General features: G+C 72.5%; 17 protein-coding genes. 7 read left to right on the top strand and 10 right to left on the bottom strand.

Translation table 11 applies throughout. The features are described from left to right. Nucleotides 1-15: 15 nt before the first annotated feature. The 4 genes from ACZ6NC_RS07810 (at nt 16) to ACZ6NC_RS07795 (ending at nt 3,172) form a co-directional block, all read left to right on the top strand. Nucleotides 16-942 (top strand): SGNH/GDSL hydrolase family protein, encoded by a 927-nt coding sequence (locus ACZ6NC_RS07810; protein WP_465730053.1) that lies wholly within the window; start codon nt 16-18, stop codon nt 940-942. Beyond that, entirely contained in the window at nt 939-1,481 is a 543-nt protein-coding gene (locus ACZ6NC_RS07805; protein ID WP_465730051.1) for an MOSC domain-containing protein, read from the top strand. Before ACZ6NC_RS07810 ends, ACZ6NC_RS07805 begins: the two co-directional genes overlap by 4 nt. Before the next feature lie 109 nt (nt 1,482-1,590). Continuing rightward, nucleotides 1,591-2,715: an NUDIX hydrolase gene (locus ACZ6NC_RS07800; RefSeq protein WP_465730049.1), complete on the top strand. Its 1,125-nt coding sequence runs from the start codon at nt 1,591-1,593 to the stop codon at nt 2,713-2,715. Nucleotides 2,716-2,776: 61 nt separating this feature from the next. Further along, complete coding sequence (locus ACZ6NC_RS07795) at nt 2,777-3,172, top strand: DUF6188 family protein (RefSeq protein WP_465730047.1); 396 nt, start codon at nt 2,777-2,779, stop codon at nt 3,170-3,172. A gap of 236 nt (nt 3,173-3,408) precedes the next feature. On the opposite strand, the gene ACZ6NC_RS07790 is transcribed toward ACZ6NC_RS07795, so the two are convergent. From ACZ6NC_RS07790 to ACZ6NC_RS07765, 6 genes are all read right to left on the bottom strand, one after another. Beyond that, nucleotides 3,409-3,783, bottom strand: a complete 375-nt coding sequence (locus ACZ6NC_RS07790; RefSeq protein WP_465730045.1) for a hypothetical protein — start codon at nt 3,781-3,783, stop codon at nt 3,409-3,411. A gap of 110 nt (nt 3,784-3,893) precedes the next feature. Continuing rightward, on the bottom strand, nt 3,894-4,280 hold the full coding sequence (locus ACZ6NC_RS07785; RefSeq protein WP_465730043.1) for a roadblock/LC7 domain-containing protein: 387 nt from the start codon (nt 4,278-4,280) through the stop codon (nt 3,894-3,896). 82 nt (nt 4,281-4,362) lie between these two features. Continuing rightward, on the bottom strand, nt 4,363-5,463 hold the full coding sequence (locus ACZ6NC_RS07780; protein ID WP_465730041.1) for a transcriptional regulator: 1,101 nt from the start codon (nt 5,461-5,463) through the stop codon (nt 4,363-4,365). A 118-nt stretch (nt 5,464-5,581) separates the two neighbouring features. Then, entirely contained in the window at nt 5,582-5,965 is a 384-nt protein-coding gene (locus ACZ6NC_RS07775; protein ID WP_465730039.1) for a hypothetical protein, read from the bottom strand. Nucleotides 5,966-7,156: 1,191 nt separating this feature from the next. Beyond that, complete coding sequence (locus tag ACZ6NC_RS07770; protein WP_465730037.1) at nt 7,157-7,942, bottom strand: DUF1963 domain-containing protein; 786 nt, start codon at nt 7,940-7,942, stop codon at nt 7,157-7,159. Between the two features lie 209 nt (nt 7,943-8,151). Further along, entirely contained in the window at nt 8,152-8,544 is a 393-nt protein-coding gene (locus ACZ6NC_RS07765) for a hypothetical protein (RefSeq protein WP_465730035.1), read from the bottom strand. Between the two features lie 227 nt (nt 8,545-8,771). Here ACZ6NC_RS07765 and ACZ6NC_RS07760 point away from each other — a divergent pair, with 227 nt between their 5' ends. Together ACZ6NC_RS07760 and ACZ6NC_RS07755 are read left to right on the top strand one after the other, a co-directional pair. After that, complete coding sequence (locus ACZ6NC_RS07760; RefSeq protein WP_465730033.1) at nt 8,772-9,413, top strand: alpha-ketoglutarate-dependent dioxygenase AlkB; 642 nt, start codon at nt 8,772-8,774, stop codon at nt 9,411-9,413. A gap of 91 nt (nt 9,414-9,504) precedes the next feature. Further along, nucleotides 9,505-10,416, top strand: a complete 912-nt coding sequence (locus ACZ6NC_RS07755; RefSeq protein ID WP_465730031.1) for a VOC family protein — start codon at nt 9,505-9,507, stop codon at nt 10,414-10,416. Nucleotides 10,417-10,517: 101 nt separating this feature from the next. Here ACZ6NC_RS07755 and ACZ6NC_RS07750 read toward each other — a convergent pair whose 3' ends face one another. The 4 genes from ACZ6NC_RS07750 to ACZ6NC_RS07735 all read right to left on the bottom strand — a co-directional run bounded on the left by ACZ6NC_RS07750 (nt 10,518) and on the right by ACZ6NC_RS07735 (nt 14,466). Continuing rightward, on the bottom strand, nt 10,518-11,048 hold the full coding sequence (locus ACZ6NC_RS07750) for a nucleotidyltransferase domain-containing protein (protein WP_465730029.1): 531 nt from the start codon (nt 11,046-11,048) through the stop codon (nt 10,518-10,520). 164 nt (nt 11,049-11,212) lie between these two features. Beyond that, entirely contained in the window at nt 11,213-12,061 is an 849-nt protein-coding gene (locus tag ACZ6NC_RS07745; RefSeq protein ID WP_465730027.1) for a carbohydrate ABC transporter permease, read from the bottom strand. Further along, on the bottom strand, nt 12,058-13,035 hold the full coding sequence (locus ACZ6NC_RS07740) for a carbohydrate ABC transporter permease (RefSeq protein WP_465730025.1): 978 nt from the start codon (nt 13,033-13,035) through the stop codon (nt 12,058-12,060). Before ACZ6NC_RS07740 ends, ACZ6NC_RS07745 begins: the two co-directional genes overlap by 4 nt. A gap of 120 nt (nt 13,036-13,155) precedes the next feature. Continuing rightward, nucleotides 13,156-14,466, bottom strand: coding sequence for an extracellular solute-binding protein (locus ACZ6NC_RS07735; protein ID WP_465730023.1), 1,311 nt, complete (start codon nt 14,464-14,466; stop codon nt 13,156-13,158). Between the two features lie 320 nt (nt 14,467-14,786). Between ACZ6NC_RS07735 and ACZ6NC_RS07730 the strand changes: the two genes are divergently transcribed. Beyond that, nucleotides 14,787-15,701: an IclR family transcriptional regulator gene (locus tag ACZ6NC_RS07730; RefSeq protein ID WP_465730021.1), complete on the top strand. Its 915-nt coding sequence runs from the start codon at nt 14,787-14,789 to the stop codon at nt 15,699-15,701. Nucleotides 15,702-16,088 lie beyond the last annotated feature (387 nt).

The raw sequence follows: 16,088 nt of genomic DNA, 5'->3' as shown, positions 1-16,088 counted from the left end.
GGGCCGGTGCGGTTCGTGGCACTCGGGGACTCGCTCACGGAGGGGGTCGGCGACCCGGTGGCCGGCGGGTGGCGGGGCTGGGCGGCCTTGCTCGCACGGTCGTTGGCACCGGCCGGGGTCGGCGTCGAGTTCACCAACCTGGCGCGGAGCGGGGCGCTCAGCACGGAGCTGACGGTGGAACAGCTGCCCGCGGCGCTGGCGCTGCGTCCCGGGGTGGCGGCCGTCGTGGTCGGGGGCAACGACACCCTGCGGGCTGGGTTCGAGATCGGCCGCACCACACGGGAGTTGGACACCACCCTCGGTGAACTGTCCCGCAGCGGCGCGCTGGTGCTCACCGCATGCCTGCCCGACCCGGGCACGCTGCTGCGGCTGCCGCGGCCGCTCGCCCGTCCGCTGGCCCGCCGGATGCGCGCGGTGAACACGGTGGTGCACGCCCTCTCGGCGCGCCACCGGGCGGTCCACCTGCACATCGCCGAACTGCCGTGGACGGCGCAGCGGCAGCTGCTGAGCGTGGACCGGCTCCACCCCAGCGCCGAGGGGCACCATCTGATCGCCCGCGGCTTCCACGACCTGCTCGCCGCCTCCGGCCGCCCGCTCGGCCCGGCCCCCGCCGCCGAACCCGCCGAACCGCCGCCGGGCGCGCTGGCCGACCTGTGGTGGATGGCGACCCGCGGCACCCGCTGGGTCGCCGACCGCAGCACCGATCTGCTCCCCGGTCTGCTCGCGCTGGCCGCCGTCGAGGGCTTCGCCCGGCTCCGCGGGGCCTCCGGCCGCCAGGACGAACAGATGGCCCGCGCGGCGGACGCGGCGCTGGCCTCGCTCGGACGGCCCGGGGCCGGGACCCCGCTTCCGGGAGCCCGGGACTACGCTCCTGACGGGGCACGGCCACGAACAGAGGCAGCGCCACGAACGGCGCTACGAACAGAGGGGACCGCCGAATGAGCGGAACGGTCACGGCAGTCAGCAGCAACGGCGAGTACTCGTTCACCAAGCCCAACCGGGCCGCGATCACCCTGCTCACCGGGCTCGGGGTGGAGGGGGACGTCCATGCCGGGGTCACGGTCAAGCACCGCTCGCGGGTCGCGCAGGACCCGACCCAACCGAACCTCCGTCAGGTCCACCTCATCCACGAGGAGCTCTTCGCCGAGGTCGGCGCGGCGGGGTACGGCGTGCGGGCGGGCGATCTGGGCGAGAACGTCACCACCCGGGGCATAGACCTGCTCGGCCTGCCCGTCGGGGCGCTGCTACGGATAGGCGGCGAGGCGGTCGTCGAGGTCACCGGGCTGCGCAATCCGTGCCTGCAGATCGACAACTTCCGGACCGGGCTGCTGAAGCAGGTCGTCGGCCGGGACGAGGCAGGAAACGTCGTACGCAAGGCCGGCATCATGGGCATCGTGCGGGCCGGCGGCACGGTCCGGCCCGGCGACGCGATCGCCGTGGAACTGCCGGAGGGGCCGCACCGGCCGCTCGAACGGGTCTGACCCCTGGTTCGATCCCCCGGGGCAGCGGGGAACCGTTGGGGTGGGCGGGGATGTCGTGGTGGGCAGGCGGGCGGGGGGTCTGCCCGGTTCGGTGGAGGGACTTGCTGTGGTGACGTCACCGCCTTCGGGCAGCCAGGACGGTCGTGCGGGGCGCGAGTTGCTGGCCGCCGCCGGGGTGCTGTTCCCGGACGGGCAGGGCCGGCTGCTGGTCGTCCGGCTGCCGTACGACCGGAAGCATCCGCTGGCGATCTCGGGCGGCGGGTGGGAGCCGGAGGACCTCTCGCCCCGCCGGACGGCCGTCCGGGAGATCGCGGAGGAGCTGGGCTTCACACCCAGGCTCGGGCCGCTCGCCTGCATCGACTGGACGCTCGACGACTTCCGGCCGCCGATCGCCGCGCACCTCTACTGGGCCGAACCGCTCACCCCGCAGGAGCGCGCCGCGTTCACGCCGGACACCGCGGAGGTCGGCGGCTGGGCGTGGCTGACGCCGGAGCAGGCCGGTCACGCGCTGCCGCCCCGGCTCTCCCGCCGGGTGAGCGCCTGCCTGCGGGCGCCGCGCGAGGCCGGGCCGCTGGAGCTGGAGGACGGCCGCCCGGCCGGGCACACCCGCGACCATCTGGCGCCCGTGCCGCCGCCCGCGTACACCGGGCCGGCGGGGATCACGCTCACCGGCGTGCCCGACCGGCCCCCGACCGAACCCGCCGCTCCCCCGCTGGACCGGGAGACGTACATCGCCACCCGCCCCCGGATCCGGGCCAAGGCGCGGACGCTGTTCACCGACGCGGCCGGGCGGGTGCTGCTGGTGCGGCTGCGGCCGTGGCCGGGCCCGGGCGGCGAGGAGCCGTACTGGGTACTGCCCGGCGGCGGCATCGAGGCGGACCGGGAGCTGCCCCGGGCGGCGGCCCGCCGGGAGGTCCGCGAGGAGCTGGGCTGGGAGTGCGAACCGGGCCGGCTGCTGGCCCTCGACTGGCTGCCCGGGCGGGACGCGGACCCGGCGAGCCGGCGGGACACGGCCGTCCTGGTGTACGTCTTCGACGGCGGGACGGTGACGGACGAGCGGCTCGCGTCGATCGCGCTGGCCGAGGACGAACTGGTCGAGTGGCGGCTCTGCGGCCCGGCCGAGGCACGGGCGCTGCTGTCCGCCTCGTCGTGGGCCCGGACGGCGGCCGCTCTCGCCACCCGCACCCGCCCGGGCGGCCCGGCCGAACTGGTCGGCGGGCGCCCGGCGGACTGACGGCCCGGCGGGCAGGCCGATCCACCGGACCCGAACGGTGTTCCTGGTCCACACTGGGCCCATGCAGAACGCGATCGGGAAGGTACTGGCCGGACGCCGGGTGGAGGCGGTCAGCGGCGGCGGCCGGCTCGACATCACGCTCGACGGGCCGGTGACCGTCCGGGTGGCGCACGAGTTCGTGTTCGCCGCGCCGTCCGAGGTGGACCACTTCTTCCCCGCCCTGACCTTCCGCCCGTCCGGCACACTGCTCGGCCTGGTGGGCCGGACGGTCGGTGCCGCCCGGGTGACCATGGCGGGCGGGCTGGAGCTGGCCTTCGACGGTGACGCCGTGCTGTCCGTGCCGCCGCACGCGCAGGTCGCGCCGTGGAGCGTGCTCACGCCCGAAGGCGCCGTCTGCGCGGGGCTGGCGGGCGGCGAGGTGGCGTGGGCGGAGGGGTCGGCGGCACCGGACGGGTGAGCCGGTCCTGTCCGGGGCGGTGGGCTGCGCAGGCTTGGGCGCTGCTCCGGCTTGAGCGCTGTCCCGGCTTGGGTACTGCTCCGGCTTGAGCACTGTCCCGGCTTGGGTACTGCTCCGGGTTGGGTACTGCTCCGGCTTGGGCGTTGTCACCGACGGTCCGGACGGACCCCGCGCCGGGCGACGCGGGATCCGTCCAGCGGACCGTCGACCCGGGGCGGGAGCCCCGGCTCGTGACGTCAGACCTCCAGATCGGCCTCGATCTTCGTCAGCTGGTGCCGGGCCATCGCCAGGTTGGCGCGGCTCTTGTCCAACGCGAGGTAGAGGAAGAGGCCCTTGCCGCTACGGCCGGTGAGCGGGCGGATCAGGTGGTACTGGCTGCTGAGGGTGATGAGGATGTCCTCGATGCCGTCCTGCAGCCCGAGCATGTCCATCGTGCGCATCTTGGCCCGGACCACGTCGGTGTTCCCGGCGGCGGCGACGTTGAGGTCGATGCCGCCGGGGCCGTCGAGGGTGGCGAGGGCCATGCCGCTGTTGTAGTCGACGAGGGCGGCGCCCAGGGCGCCTTCGATCACGGTCATGGTCTGCTTGAGCGCGCCGGCTGCGTCCGTCATGTCGGTGTCTCCATTTCGTTCGGAAGATCGGAAGGGTCGGAAGGGTCGGTGAGGTCGGAAAGGTCGGTGAGGTCAGGTCGGTGGGGTCAGGGCAGGCCCTTCGGAGGGACCTACGGAGGGTCCTTCGGGGTCAGCGCGTCATTGAGGAGGCCGGCGATCCGCCGGGCGGAGCGGCGGGCCTCCAGGTGCAGGCGGCCGACGTTCACGTCCGGGTGCGCCAGCAGGGTGAGCACACAGCTGCCGCCGGCCGCGTAGGTGGCGACGTACCCGTGCTCGCCGCGGACCAGCGACTCCCGGAACTCGCCCTGCCCGGTGGTGTCGGCGAGCCGCTGGGCCAGGCTGAGTGAGGCTGCGGTCATCGCGGCCAGGCCCGTGGGCTCGGTCCCGTGGGTGTCGTGCGCGACCAGCAGGCCGTCCACGCTGGCCACCAGGCTGCCCGCGAGGTGCGGGACCCGGTGCTTGAGAGCACGCAGTTCGGCCAGCAGGTCCGTCTCCAAGGCGATCAGTTGTCTCCTTCCGACACGCTGCTTGAGCGCCCGCCTCATGACCGTGAGAGCGGGGTCGCGGGCGGAGAGTGGTTCAAAGTCGGGCCTCCAGAAGGGTTCGGACCCGGGTCAGCAGCGCGATGTCCGGGTCGGGGACGGTCAGCGGGTGGGCCGCTGCCGGACCCGGCGGGTGGACCGGGGCCGGCGGGTGGGCCGGGGGCGGGCGGTGGTGGGCGGAGCGGGCGGCGCCCGCCGGGAGCAGCGCGGCCAGGGCCGCACCGGGGACGCGGCGGTGCAGGCCGGACTGCGGTTCGGACTGCCGCCCGGCCTGCTGTTCCGACGGCCGTTCGGACGGCGGACCGCCGGAGGTGCGGGCGGCCATGGCACGGCCGTCGGCGGCCGGCGCCCCGGCCGCGTGACGCGGGGCGCCGCGGCCCGGGGTGGCCAGCAGGCCGGCGGCCGCGAGGCGGCGGACGTCGGCCGTGGTGGCGAACGCCGAGCGGCCGAGCAGCCGGGCCAGCTCCGCCGGGGTTCTTCGCCCGTCCGCGTGGTCCAGCAGTTCGCGCTGGCGGCGGCTGGGCGGGCAGGGCCGGCCACCGAGGCGGGTGCCAGGGGCGGCGCACCGCTCCTGGGCTCCGCCCGCGCGGACCGGTCCGACCGTGTCTGCCGGGCGGACCGCGTCTGCCGGGCGGACCGGCGTGGTGTCGAACTGCGGCCATGGCCAGATCCGTTCGAGCAGCCGGTGCCGGCGTTCCACCTCCCGCCGCAGCCGCCGCGCGCTCACCGCCGCAACCGGACCGAGCCAGTGCCGTACGCCCGGTTCGAAGGACCACGGGCCTGCCGGGGCACCGGCGCTGCCGAGGACGAAGAACGCGGCGTCGTAGAGAACACCGAGCTGGCAGAGCTCCAACTCGCCCCTGGTGAGGAGCCGTTGCTCGACCAGGGCGCCGCCGACCCGGCCGTGCGGGCCGAAGGAGCGGACGGCCTCCTGCCAGGCCTCCCGGGTGATCCGGCCGCAGCGGGTGAGCAGCGTGGCCAGGTCGGGCGCACGGTCGGACTCGGCGTGCACCACCAGGCCGTCGGCGAGGTGGAGCGTGCCGGTGGGGCCGCGCAGAGCGCCGGTCGCGCGCGCCCCGGCCAGCCGTTCGACTGCGGCGAAGCCCTCGCCGGGAGCCATGGCGTCGACGTCGTTCATGCCGGCCGCCCGGGGAGTGCAGTGGGCCCGGTACCGCGACCCGCCGACCGAAACTCGACGCCCCGGGCGGAAGCGGCACCTGGTTGGTCCGGCAGGGCGTTCGCCATCCGAATACCAGTCATCCGAGCACCAGTTCCTCCGCGAGGGCCTGGAGGCGGTAGCGGGCCGAGGCGAGGTTGCCCTCGGTCCGGTCCAGCCAGAGGTGCAGGACGAGCGGGCTGTCGAAAATCGTGTCAATGAAGCAGATCAGGTGGTAACTGCGGCCCGCGGTGAGGATGATGTCCTGCAACGGCACCCGGCGGTCCTCCGCCGCAGTGAAGGTCTCGCTCTCAACAGCCGTGCGCACCAGGTCGGTTACATCCGCGGCCGAGGCCTCGTGGTCGCCGGTGGGGCTGACGCCGACGCTGCCGAGGGCGAGTCCGCTGCTCCAGTCGATGAGGCTGGCCGCGCGGGCGCCGCCGATCGCCATCGCCCCGGACAGGCATTCGTCGATCCCCGGCACTCGGGCTCCTTCGGAGGGTTGGGCAGCCGGGCGCACTGGGCCGGCGCCGGCCGGACCGCCACGACGAGTGGCGGGTTCGACACGGAAGGCTACTGGCGGATTCCGTATGACGAACATTCCAATGGCATATTCACACCATCGGGGGCTGATTTCAGCCAAGCTATGACGACTCATCAGATCGAACCGGACGCCGAACGCCCTGGCCGGAGCCACCTCCACCCGAGCTCGCGACACCGCCCACCGGCCCACCTGGACCGGGACCTTGGCCGGTTGTCGGCCCGCGTGGAAGAGTTTCGGCCACGGACTGCGATAAGACCGATCCGTCGACCACCCCCGGACGCTGTGGCTGAGGTGGGCGGCGCAGAGACGAGACGGCCGGCAGGAGCCCGACGACCCCTGGAGGCACGGCCTGCCCACGGGTCCGAAGACCTGCCACGCCCGCGCACCGGACCAAAGCGCGGCCACTCGCCGGGGCTGCGCGGGGCGGCCGGCGGCGGAGGAACCGGGCGGACGACACACGCGCGATCTCGTGGGATGGGCGGCAGCCTGCTCCGGGACGGCCGTCGCCGCCGAACCGGCCACGGCGCGGGAGGCCCGCGCAGTACTGCGGAGAACGACGGGGGGCCGTTCCGATGCGGAACGGCCCCCTCGGGGTGGAGCGCCAGGCCCGGGTCGAACGGACTCTTCCTACTGAAAGTAGGACGTGCTCCAGTAGCACCTCCGACGCCTGTCCGAGAGGACATTCCCTCTCGACGGGAAAAACATTAGCAGGACATCACGCCTGCTCAGAAATCGAAGGACGGGGAGGGGCGATGGACCTGGCGGAGCTTCAACGGCGCGCGATGGAGATCCACGACCGGCACGACGAGCCGAACCAGCGCGAGCGCGGGCGGGTGTGAACCCGGGGGGTCATGGTCGAGGCCGGAGGCCACAGCAGGACGACGATCCCGGCGCGGCCCGCCGACGTACCGGCGCGGCCTGCCAGGCGACGACGACCCGGAACCGGTCGGCGGCGGTGAGCCAGGACAACAGCCGGTGCCGGTGTGACTGATCGAGATAGATGTCACCAGGTCGACGGGCCGAGCTGGGCTGTAGGGCTGGGTTGATCGCGCCAGTTGTCACCGGGTGGTCGCGTTTGTTGTCACTTCCTCCGGATTGCCAGTCCCCCCAGTCAGTGGCTTCGACGGGTTCTCAGGCGTCGAAGCGGTGGGTGAACGGGCGCCCTGGGCAGGTGCGGCACTCGAAGAGGTAAACGCCGCCCAGGTCGCCGAGTACCAGAGCCGGCCCTTCCGGCCGGACGTCGCGATCCTGGACCGGAGTCCACGCTTGCCGGGAATCGGTCTCCTCAGTGCTCTCCACTGTCAGCAGATGATCCATCGGTGTCCCGCAGTCCGGGCAGTTCGGCCACTGCGGGTCCTGGCACCAGCCGGGATAGCCTCCCAGCTTGATGCCCGGCGCGGTGGACAGGTGGTACCGGTAGTCCCAGCCCGTCTCCCTCTCCACCTGTTCGAAGCGGGCCTCCAGGGCATCCCACAGTTCGTACGGCAGATCCCAACTCGGGTACTCCGTCACCAGCTCCGGATGCACGACACACGGCCGCGGCACCTGCCCGTATCCGGCCTCCGTCGGTACCGGCGGGGCTTGCCGCACATCCCCCACCGCCGCCGCAGACCGCCAGCAGACCTGCGGAACGACCCACTGGTGCTCATGGCGTCGCGGACACCAGAGCACCTGGAGCAGATCGCGCCCGTCCGGAAAGGGCACGATGTCCGGTACATCGGAGCGGTACATCTGGACGACCGCGACCATCGGCGACCCCGGGTGCTCGGAGCACTCCGGCCACGGCTCCCGCATCGGCCAGAGCAGCGGACCGCCCACCGAGCTGTCGCGGCAGGTCGGCTCGCCCGAACACGGATGCAGCCGCACGGCCTCCCTGCGGAAAGGGACAACCTCAGGAAACAGCTTCTCGACGTTCAAGGGGCGCGGTGGAGTTCGACGGGTCACGCGCGGACGGTACCTGGGACCGCGGCTCGGGCGCACCAGAGATGTTGCCGATGCTCGATCAAGATCCACATCTGATCCGCCTACGGACCCTCTGTGCCCCTCATGGGCACCGCCTTGGCACGCCGATGTCGGGCCGTAGCTCCCATCGCTCCCGCTCCCCACGCACACTCATCCGCCCACCCTTAGCTCGCTGATGCTTGACGCGGCCGGCCTGCGAGTACGAAGTCGCGGTACTCGTCCTGAGCCATCCCCTGATTGACCCAGCGGTCACGAACGGCTCCAGTCCGGTGCTCCGCAAGGGCGAGGGCGTCATGTGCCCCCGTTGCCGCGGCGATCTCCAGGCCGAACTCCTCGTTCTCGGGGTCCAGTGGCGGGAACTCGACGAGGTCACAGAAGTTCTCGCTCCCAAAGTCCGCCGCCGTGTGGAGAACGACCTTGAACTGGGAGCCGGTCGGAACAACCTCGACCCAGCGGACGCCGGGAGCATGAGCATCACCAGCGGGGCCGAGGAACTGCTCGACCGATCGACCGCGGGTCAGGGCACCGACAGCGAAGGACTCGACTAGGTAGCGCACCTGGGCAGCCTAGAGGCCGACTGAGACGTGGCGCTTCGGTGGGGCTGTAGGTGGACGACAGATCCGGTGCTGACCCGACAGTTAGCGTGCCGAGTCACACGACCTCCAGGTGACAACTGGCGCGACCAAGTGACAACTATCTCGACCAGTCGCAGCCGGTCGGTGCCAGGGGCGGCACCGTCCCACCAATATCGAGCATATGTTCGATTCGGGCGTACGCTGGACCCATGCGCAGCACCGTTCACCTCCAGCCCTCGCTGTTCGACGACGCCGGCCCGTGCGGGATCGCGCTCGGGACGCTCGCCGGGGTGCGACGGCGGGTGCTCGGGGCGGGTGCCTGGGTGGACGTGGTGGCGGGGTGGGTGACGGGGGCGGACCTGCTGTTCGAACAGCTGGCGGCGGAGGTCCCGTGGCGGGCTGAGCGGCGGGAGATGTACGAGCGGATGGTGGAGGTGCCGCGGCTGCTCGCCTCGTACGGGGAGGAGGACGCGCCGCCGCATCCGGTGGTCGGGGCGGCGCGGGCGGCACTGAGCGCGCACTACGCGGCGGAGCTGGGCGAGCCGTTCCGGACACTCGGGCTCTGCTACTACCGGGACGGGCGGGACAGCGTCGCCTGGCACGGGGACCGGATCGGGCGCGGGGAACGCGAGGACACCATGGTGGCGATCGTCTCGGTCGGCGAGCCGCGTGCGCTGCTGCTGCGGCCCCGCGGCGGGGGCGGACCGGTGGTGCGGCACCTGGTGGGGCACGGGGACCTGCTGGTGATGGGCGGGTCGTGCCAGCGGACCTGGGAGCACGCGATTCCGAAGACCGCCCGGCCGGTGGGCCCGCGGATCAGCATCCAGTTCCGGCCGCGCGGAGTGGCCTGAGCGAACTGACCTGAGCGGGGCGGGGCAGCGGCCCCGGTTGCCGGGGGTCCGGGCGCGGCGGAGGCTGGCGGGAAGGACCGAGGAGGACGGCATGCCGAAGGCGGGCAGGTACCGGGAGGGCGTGCCGTGCTGGGTCGAACTGGCGGCCGGGCCGGACCTGGGCCGGGCCCGGCGGTTCTACGGCGGGCTGTTCGGGTGGGAGTTCGTCGGAGCGGACGACGGCCCGGAGGAAGGCCCGGAGGACACGCAGGACGACGGACGGGACGACGGACAGGGCGACAAGCCGGACGCCAAGCCGGCCGGCTACACCGTGGCGACGCTGCGCGGGGCGCAGGTCGCGGGGTTGGCCCGAAGGCCCGGGGGCGACGGCTCCGCCTGGCTGACCTACCTCGCGGTGGACGACGCCGACCGGGTTGCCGAGGCGGTCCGGCAGGCCGGTGGGCGGATCGTCCGGGAGCCCGGCGAGGTGGCCGATTTGGGGCGCAGCGCGCTCGCGACGGATCCGCTCGGCGCGGTCTTCGGCCTCTGGCAGGCCCGGCTGAACCCGGGGGCGGGCCTGGTGAACGAGCCGGCGACGTTCACCTGGAACGAGCACCTCTCCCCCGACCCGGACGGCGCCCGGGCGTTCTACCGGCAGGTCCTCGGGTACGAGTACGCGCGCCCGGCGGGCGACTACACGGTGTTCCGGGCCGGCGGGCAGCCGGCCGGCGGGATCGGCGGGAACCCGGGGGTGGATCCGGACGGTCCGGCGGCGCTCTGGGCGGTGTACTTCGGCGCGGCGGACATCGACCGGACGGTGGAGCGGGCGGTCCGGCTCGGCGGGAGCGTGCTGGACGGGCCGGAGCCGACGCCGTTCGGGCGGCTGGCGGTGGTGCGGGACGACGGCGGGGCGGCGTTCACCCTGATCACCGTCCCTCAGGGCGAGTCGGCGGAGCCGGCAGAACCATCGGAGAGGAAGGAGCCGACGGAGCCGACGGAGACGGAGAGGTCCGAGGCGGCCTGAGGCGCTCGGGCCGACCGGGGAGCACCTCGCTCACCGGAGGCCCCGGGGATTGGCGCCACCGTGGCCCAACCATCCCGGGAGCCCTAGGCGTTGGCCCACGGTCAAGTAGATCGGCCCAGTGCCGCCCGCAGCCGGGCGATGTCCTCGGCGTCCTTGGCGCGGCGGGGCCTGCGCGTGTCCCAGACCGGCATCATCCGCTTGATCTCGATCTGCGCTTCGGGGCTCACGATCGGGCACTCGACGCCGCCGAGCCGCCCGGGTGCGGTGTCCAGGAGGCCCGCCGGCCAGGGGGTGCCCGCCCAGGGACCGCCGGCGACCAGCACCCGGCCGTCGGGGGCGAAGTCGAGCAGCGCGAAGCTGGACTCCAAGTCGTCCTTCATGAAGTCGAGTTGCTGCTCAGGGTGGCCGGCGTCCAGTGGGCGGTAGCCGAGTGCGCGCAGGCCGGCGGCGAGGGCGGGGGCGTCGGCGGCCGGGGCGAACCAGTCGATGTCCTCGTGGTCCCGGGTGAGTTCGCCGAGGAAGAAGTCCATCGCCCAGCCGCCGCGCAGCCAGACGTCGATGCCGAGGCAGCGGGCGAGGCCCACCGTCTCGGCGATCTGGGCGAGTTGCCCGTCGGCACGTTTCCGGTTCACAGACCCCACATCCATGATCGGGACGTTACACCCGCCCGCGTCCCTCGGCGCGGCATTAATCCCCGAGCCGGCCGACCCCTTGCCCTGGCCGGCACTTGCCCGGTTCAGTCCTTGCCCTGGCCGGCCCGTGTCCGGTCCCTGTCCGGCCACTGTCCCGACCGCGGTCAGTCCTTGACCGCGCCCGCCAGCCCGGAGACCAGCCTGCGCTGCACCGCGATGAAGAAGATCAGCACCGGCACGGTCATCAGCGTGGACGCCGCCATGATCCCGCCCCAGTCGTTCTCGTCCGGCTTGAAGAAGACCAGCAGCGCCGAGGGGAGGGTCTGGTTCTCGGTGGCGCTGATGATGAAGGTCTTGGCGAAGACGAAGTCGTTCCATGCTGCGATGAAGGAGAACACGCTGGTCGCGGCCAGGCCGGGGGCCACCAGCGGGAGCAGGATCCGCCAGAGGATGCGAGTCCGGCTCGCGCCGTCGATCTGGGCGGCCTCCTCGATGGAGACGGGGACGGCGGCGACGAAGCCGCGCATCATCCAGATGCCGAACGGCAGTGAGAACGCCAGCTGTACCAGGATCAGCGAGGCCAGGGTGTTGAGGCCGATGCCCGGCGCGAACCGGCCGGCGTCGCGGAACATGAAGAACAGCGGGATGGTCAGCGCCTCGACCGGGATCATCTGGGCGATCAGGAACATCACCATGATGGTGGTGCGGAACCTGAACTTGAAGCGGGTCACCGCCACTGCCGCCAGGAAGACCACCAGCGCCGACAGCACCACCACCGACAGCGCGATGGCCAGGCTGTTCATGAAGTACCGGCCGAAGCCGTCGACGCTCAGCACCTGCCGGAAGCTGTCCAGTGTGGGGTGGGTGGTCCACGGCTTCGGGTCCAGCGACTGCACCTCGCCCTTGGGCTTGAACGCCGAGAGCACCATCCAGAAGATCGGGAAGGCGGTGCCGAGCGCCACCACGATGGCGGTGGTGTCGGCGGCCAAGCGCCAACGGCTTCGCGTGTTCACAGGTCATTCCCCGTCCGTCGCAGGGTGCGGATGTAGAGGACCGTCGGGATCACCAGGATGAGCAGCATGATCACGCCGATGGCCGCGCCGAGTCCGTACTGGGAGGCGGCGAACGCCTTCTGGTAGGCGTACACGTTGAGGACGAGGTTCTGGCCGGCGATGCCGCCGCCCTCGGTCATCACGTAGATCTGGGTGAAGACCTTGAAGTCCCAGATGACCGACTGGATCACCACCACGGTCAGGATCGGCCGCAGCATCGGGGCGGTGATCCGGCGGAAGGTCGTCCAGGTGTTGGCACCGTCCAGTGCGGCGGCCTCCAGGATCTCCCCGGGGATCGCCCGGATGCCCGCGTAGAGCGTCACCATGACGAACGGGAACGAGTGCCAGACCACCACGGCGCCGACGATCAGGAACGCCGTCCACTTGTCGTAGAACCAGTTGAACTCGTGGAAGCCGCCCAGCCCCAGGTTGACCAGGGTCTTGTTGACCAGGCCCAGGTTGGTGTCGAAGAGGAAGCTCCACACCGTCGAACCGGTCATTGCCGGCGCCGCCCACGCCGCCATCGCGGCGGTGGTCAGGACGAGACGGGCGACCCCGCCGACCCTGGTCAGGAGGACGGCGAGGGTCGCGCCGACGGCCAGGGTGGCGACCACGCAGAACGCGGCGAAGCCGATCGTCTGCAGCAGCACCGACCAGAACTGGCCGTCGCTCAGGATCTTCTCGTAGTTGCCGAGACCGACGAAGCCGGTCGGCACGCCGCCGGACGCCTGGGCCTGACCGAAGTCCAGCACCGACAGCAGGCCGAGCTGGTAGATCGGGTAGGCCACCAGCGGGATCATGATGATCGCGGCCGGCAGCAGGAGCAGCAGCGGAGTGCGGCGGCGCCGGCCGCTCGGGGGCGCGGCCGGGCCGGTGCCCCGGCGACGCCCGGGGGAAGTCGGCGCCGCCGGGGCAGTCGTGGTGGATGCGGACACGTACGGGACCTGCTCTCTGGATACGCCTGGCTGCTTCCGTCGGGGCCCTGCCGTGCGGGGCCATCGACCACTGGCCAATGGATCGCCGGCCAACGGACCGGTGACCAAATGGACCGCCGATCAGCGGGCCGCGAAGGCCGAGGTGATCTGCGTGGCGGCGTCACCCGAGGCCTTGGCCACGTCCGCCTTGCCGGTCACGATCTGCTGGAGCATGGTCGGGAGGACGGCCTGCGCGTCGATCTGCGCCCACGCCTGGTCCATCGGCACGAAGCGGGTGCCCGCGGCGATGGTGTCGGTGAACGGCTTCAGGAAGGCGTCCTTCGCCGCGACCTTGTCGTTGACGGACTTCAACGTCGGCAGGTTGCCCATCGCGTCGTACATCTGCTCCTGGTACGCCGGGCCCGCCAGCAGCTCGGCGAACTCGACCGCGAGGGTGCGGTGCTTGGCCGCCTTCATCACGCCCAGGTTGTTGCCGCCGCCGAACGCCGGGGCGATCGAGCCGGCCTTCTCGCCGGGCAGCGGCACGACACCGTACTTGCCCTTGACCGGGCCCGCATCGACCTTGCTGCGGCTGGAGTTGGGCAGGATCGCCATCGCGGACTTGCCGGCGGCGAAGAGGTCGACGGTCTTGCCGCCGGTCAGATCGGCGCACTGCTGGGCCGGGCAGCCGTTCTCGCCGAACAGGTCGGTGTAGCGCTTGATCCCGGCCTGCGAGGCGGGCGAGTCGATGGCGGCCTTGAACTTCTCGCCGTCCTTGGTGGCGATGTCACCGCCCGCGTCCCAGACGAACGGCAGCGCACCGAAGGTGTACTTGCCGCCGACGGCGATGCCGAAGGTGTCCGGGTGGGCGGCGTGGATCTTCTGGTTGGCGGCGACCAGTTCGTCGTACGACTTCGGCGGGGTCAGGCCGGCCTCGGTGAACAGGTCGGTGCGGAAGTACAGCGCGCGCACACCGACCCACCAGGGCAGGCCGTAGGTCCTGCCGTCCAGCACCGCGGTCCTGGCGATCGCCGGGTCGAGGTCGGCCTTGTCCTTCCACTTGTCGAGGTCGGCGCCGATGTCGGCGAGGCCGCCGGCCGCGACGTGGCCCGGGAGGTCGGTGTTGCCGAACTCGACCAGGTCCGGGGCGCTGTTCGGGTCGTTGAAAGCGCCCTTCATCTTGGCGGCGCGGGCGGAGGCGTCGGTGTCGATGTAGCTGACCTTCACCGTGACGCCCTGGTGGGAGGCCTGGAACTCGGCGACCGCCTTGCCGATCACCGCTTCCTTCGCCGCGTTGCCGGCCTCGTTGTACAGCCAGACCTGCAGCGTGCCCGCCCTGTCGTCCCCGGCCTTGTCGCCGGCCGGCAGCGCGGTACCCGGCGAACAGGCGGCCGCCGCGACACAGGTGGCGGTGAGAACGGTGGCCGCGGCGGTCCGTCCGATGAGTCGCATGGGTGGAGACCTCCCCTCCCGTCAGTTGCCGCCGGGACGTGCGCCGCTGGGGACGGGCACGTCGGAGCAGGCCCTGACCGGGCCGATGGTGGGTGCGTGAACGCGGTGATGTGGGGGTACGGCAGAGCGGCCGCTCGGGTGGGGCTGCGTCGCCTGCTCGATGCCAGGACGTTAGGCGGGGGCGATCGGGGCCAACAAGAGGCCGTTCGGGAAGTTTTGCACTGCACAACGCTGTGTCGAGGAATCGGCGAACGGGCTGCCAAGGGGTACCTTCTGACCACCGCCGCAGCCCGGCGGCGGAACGAGAGGGGAACGGAGCCATGACGGAGACGGAGACGGGAACAGGGGCGCCGGGCGCGGAAGCCGGAACGCCGGACGCTGAGGCCGGAACGCCGGGCGCGGAAGCCGGGGCCGGCGGGACGCCCGGGCCCGCCGGACCGGCGAAGAAGGCGGCGGCCTCCGACCGCAACCAGTCATCCTCGCTGCGCCGCGCGCTGTCCGTGCTCGGCCACGTGCGCGACCACGGCAACGGCCGCGGCGTACCGCTCGCCCAACTCTCCGAGGCGCTCGGCCTCAACAAGAGCACCGTGCTGCGGCTGACCGGTCCGCTGCTCGACGAGCACCTGCTCGACCGCGACCGGGAGACCGGCTGGTTCCGGCTCGGCCACGGCTCGCTGCGGCTCGGCCAGGCCTACCTCTCCACCCTCGACCTGCGCAGCGTCGCCGCCGAACACCTGCGCCGGCTGCAGCGCGAGGCCGGCGAGACCGTCCACCTCACCGTCTGGCAGGCCCCCGGCATCGTCTACCTGGACAAGGTCGAGGACGAGACCAACGTCCGGATGGCCTCCCGGGTCGGCAGCCGCGCACCCGCGTACTGCACCGCGACCGGAAAGGCGATCCTGGCCTGGCTGCCCGAGGAGGCCGTCGCCGAGGTGGTCGCCGCCGGCCTGCGGCCGGTCACCGCCTGGACCATCTCCGACGAGACCCACCTGCGCGCCGACCTCGCCAGGATCCGCGCCCGCGGCTACTCCATCGACGACCGCGAGAACGAGCCCGAGGTCCGCTGCGTCGCCGCCCCGATCTTCGACCACACCGGCGAGGTGACGGCCGCGCTCTCGGTCTCCGGCCTCACCTCACGGATGACCGCCGCCCGCGTCCGCTCGCTCGGCCCGGTCGTCTCCCAGGTCGGCCTGCGGATCTCCCGCGAGCTCGGCTCCGACCGCCAGCCGGGCTGAGGCGCCCGGCGGGGCGCCCCCGCGGGGTGTCCCACCGGACCCCGGAAACGCGGACGAGGCCCGGTGCCAGGAACGGCACCGGACCTCGTCCGACAGTAGAGCGCCAGGCCCGGGTTGAACGGACTCTCCCTACTGAAAGTAGGGCGTGCTCCGGTAGCACCACTGACGCCTGACGAGGAATGATCTCCCTCGCGACGAGAAGAAGACTAGCAGGTCAGGACCCCTGCCTCGCAACCCGCGGACCACACCGGCCACCGGCCCTCGGCTCCTGGAACGCAGACGAGGCCCGGCGCCAGGAACGGCACCGGACCTCGTCCGACAGTAGAGCGCCAGGCCCGGGTTGAACGGACTCTCCCTACTGAAAGTAGGGCGTGCTCCGGTAGCACC

The organism is Kitasatospora sp. NPDC041988, assembly GCF_055588525.1.
Note: the sequence above shows the minus strand (reverse complement) of the source record. Positions and strands in the feature narration are given on the sequence as shown.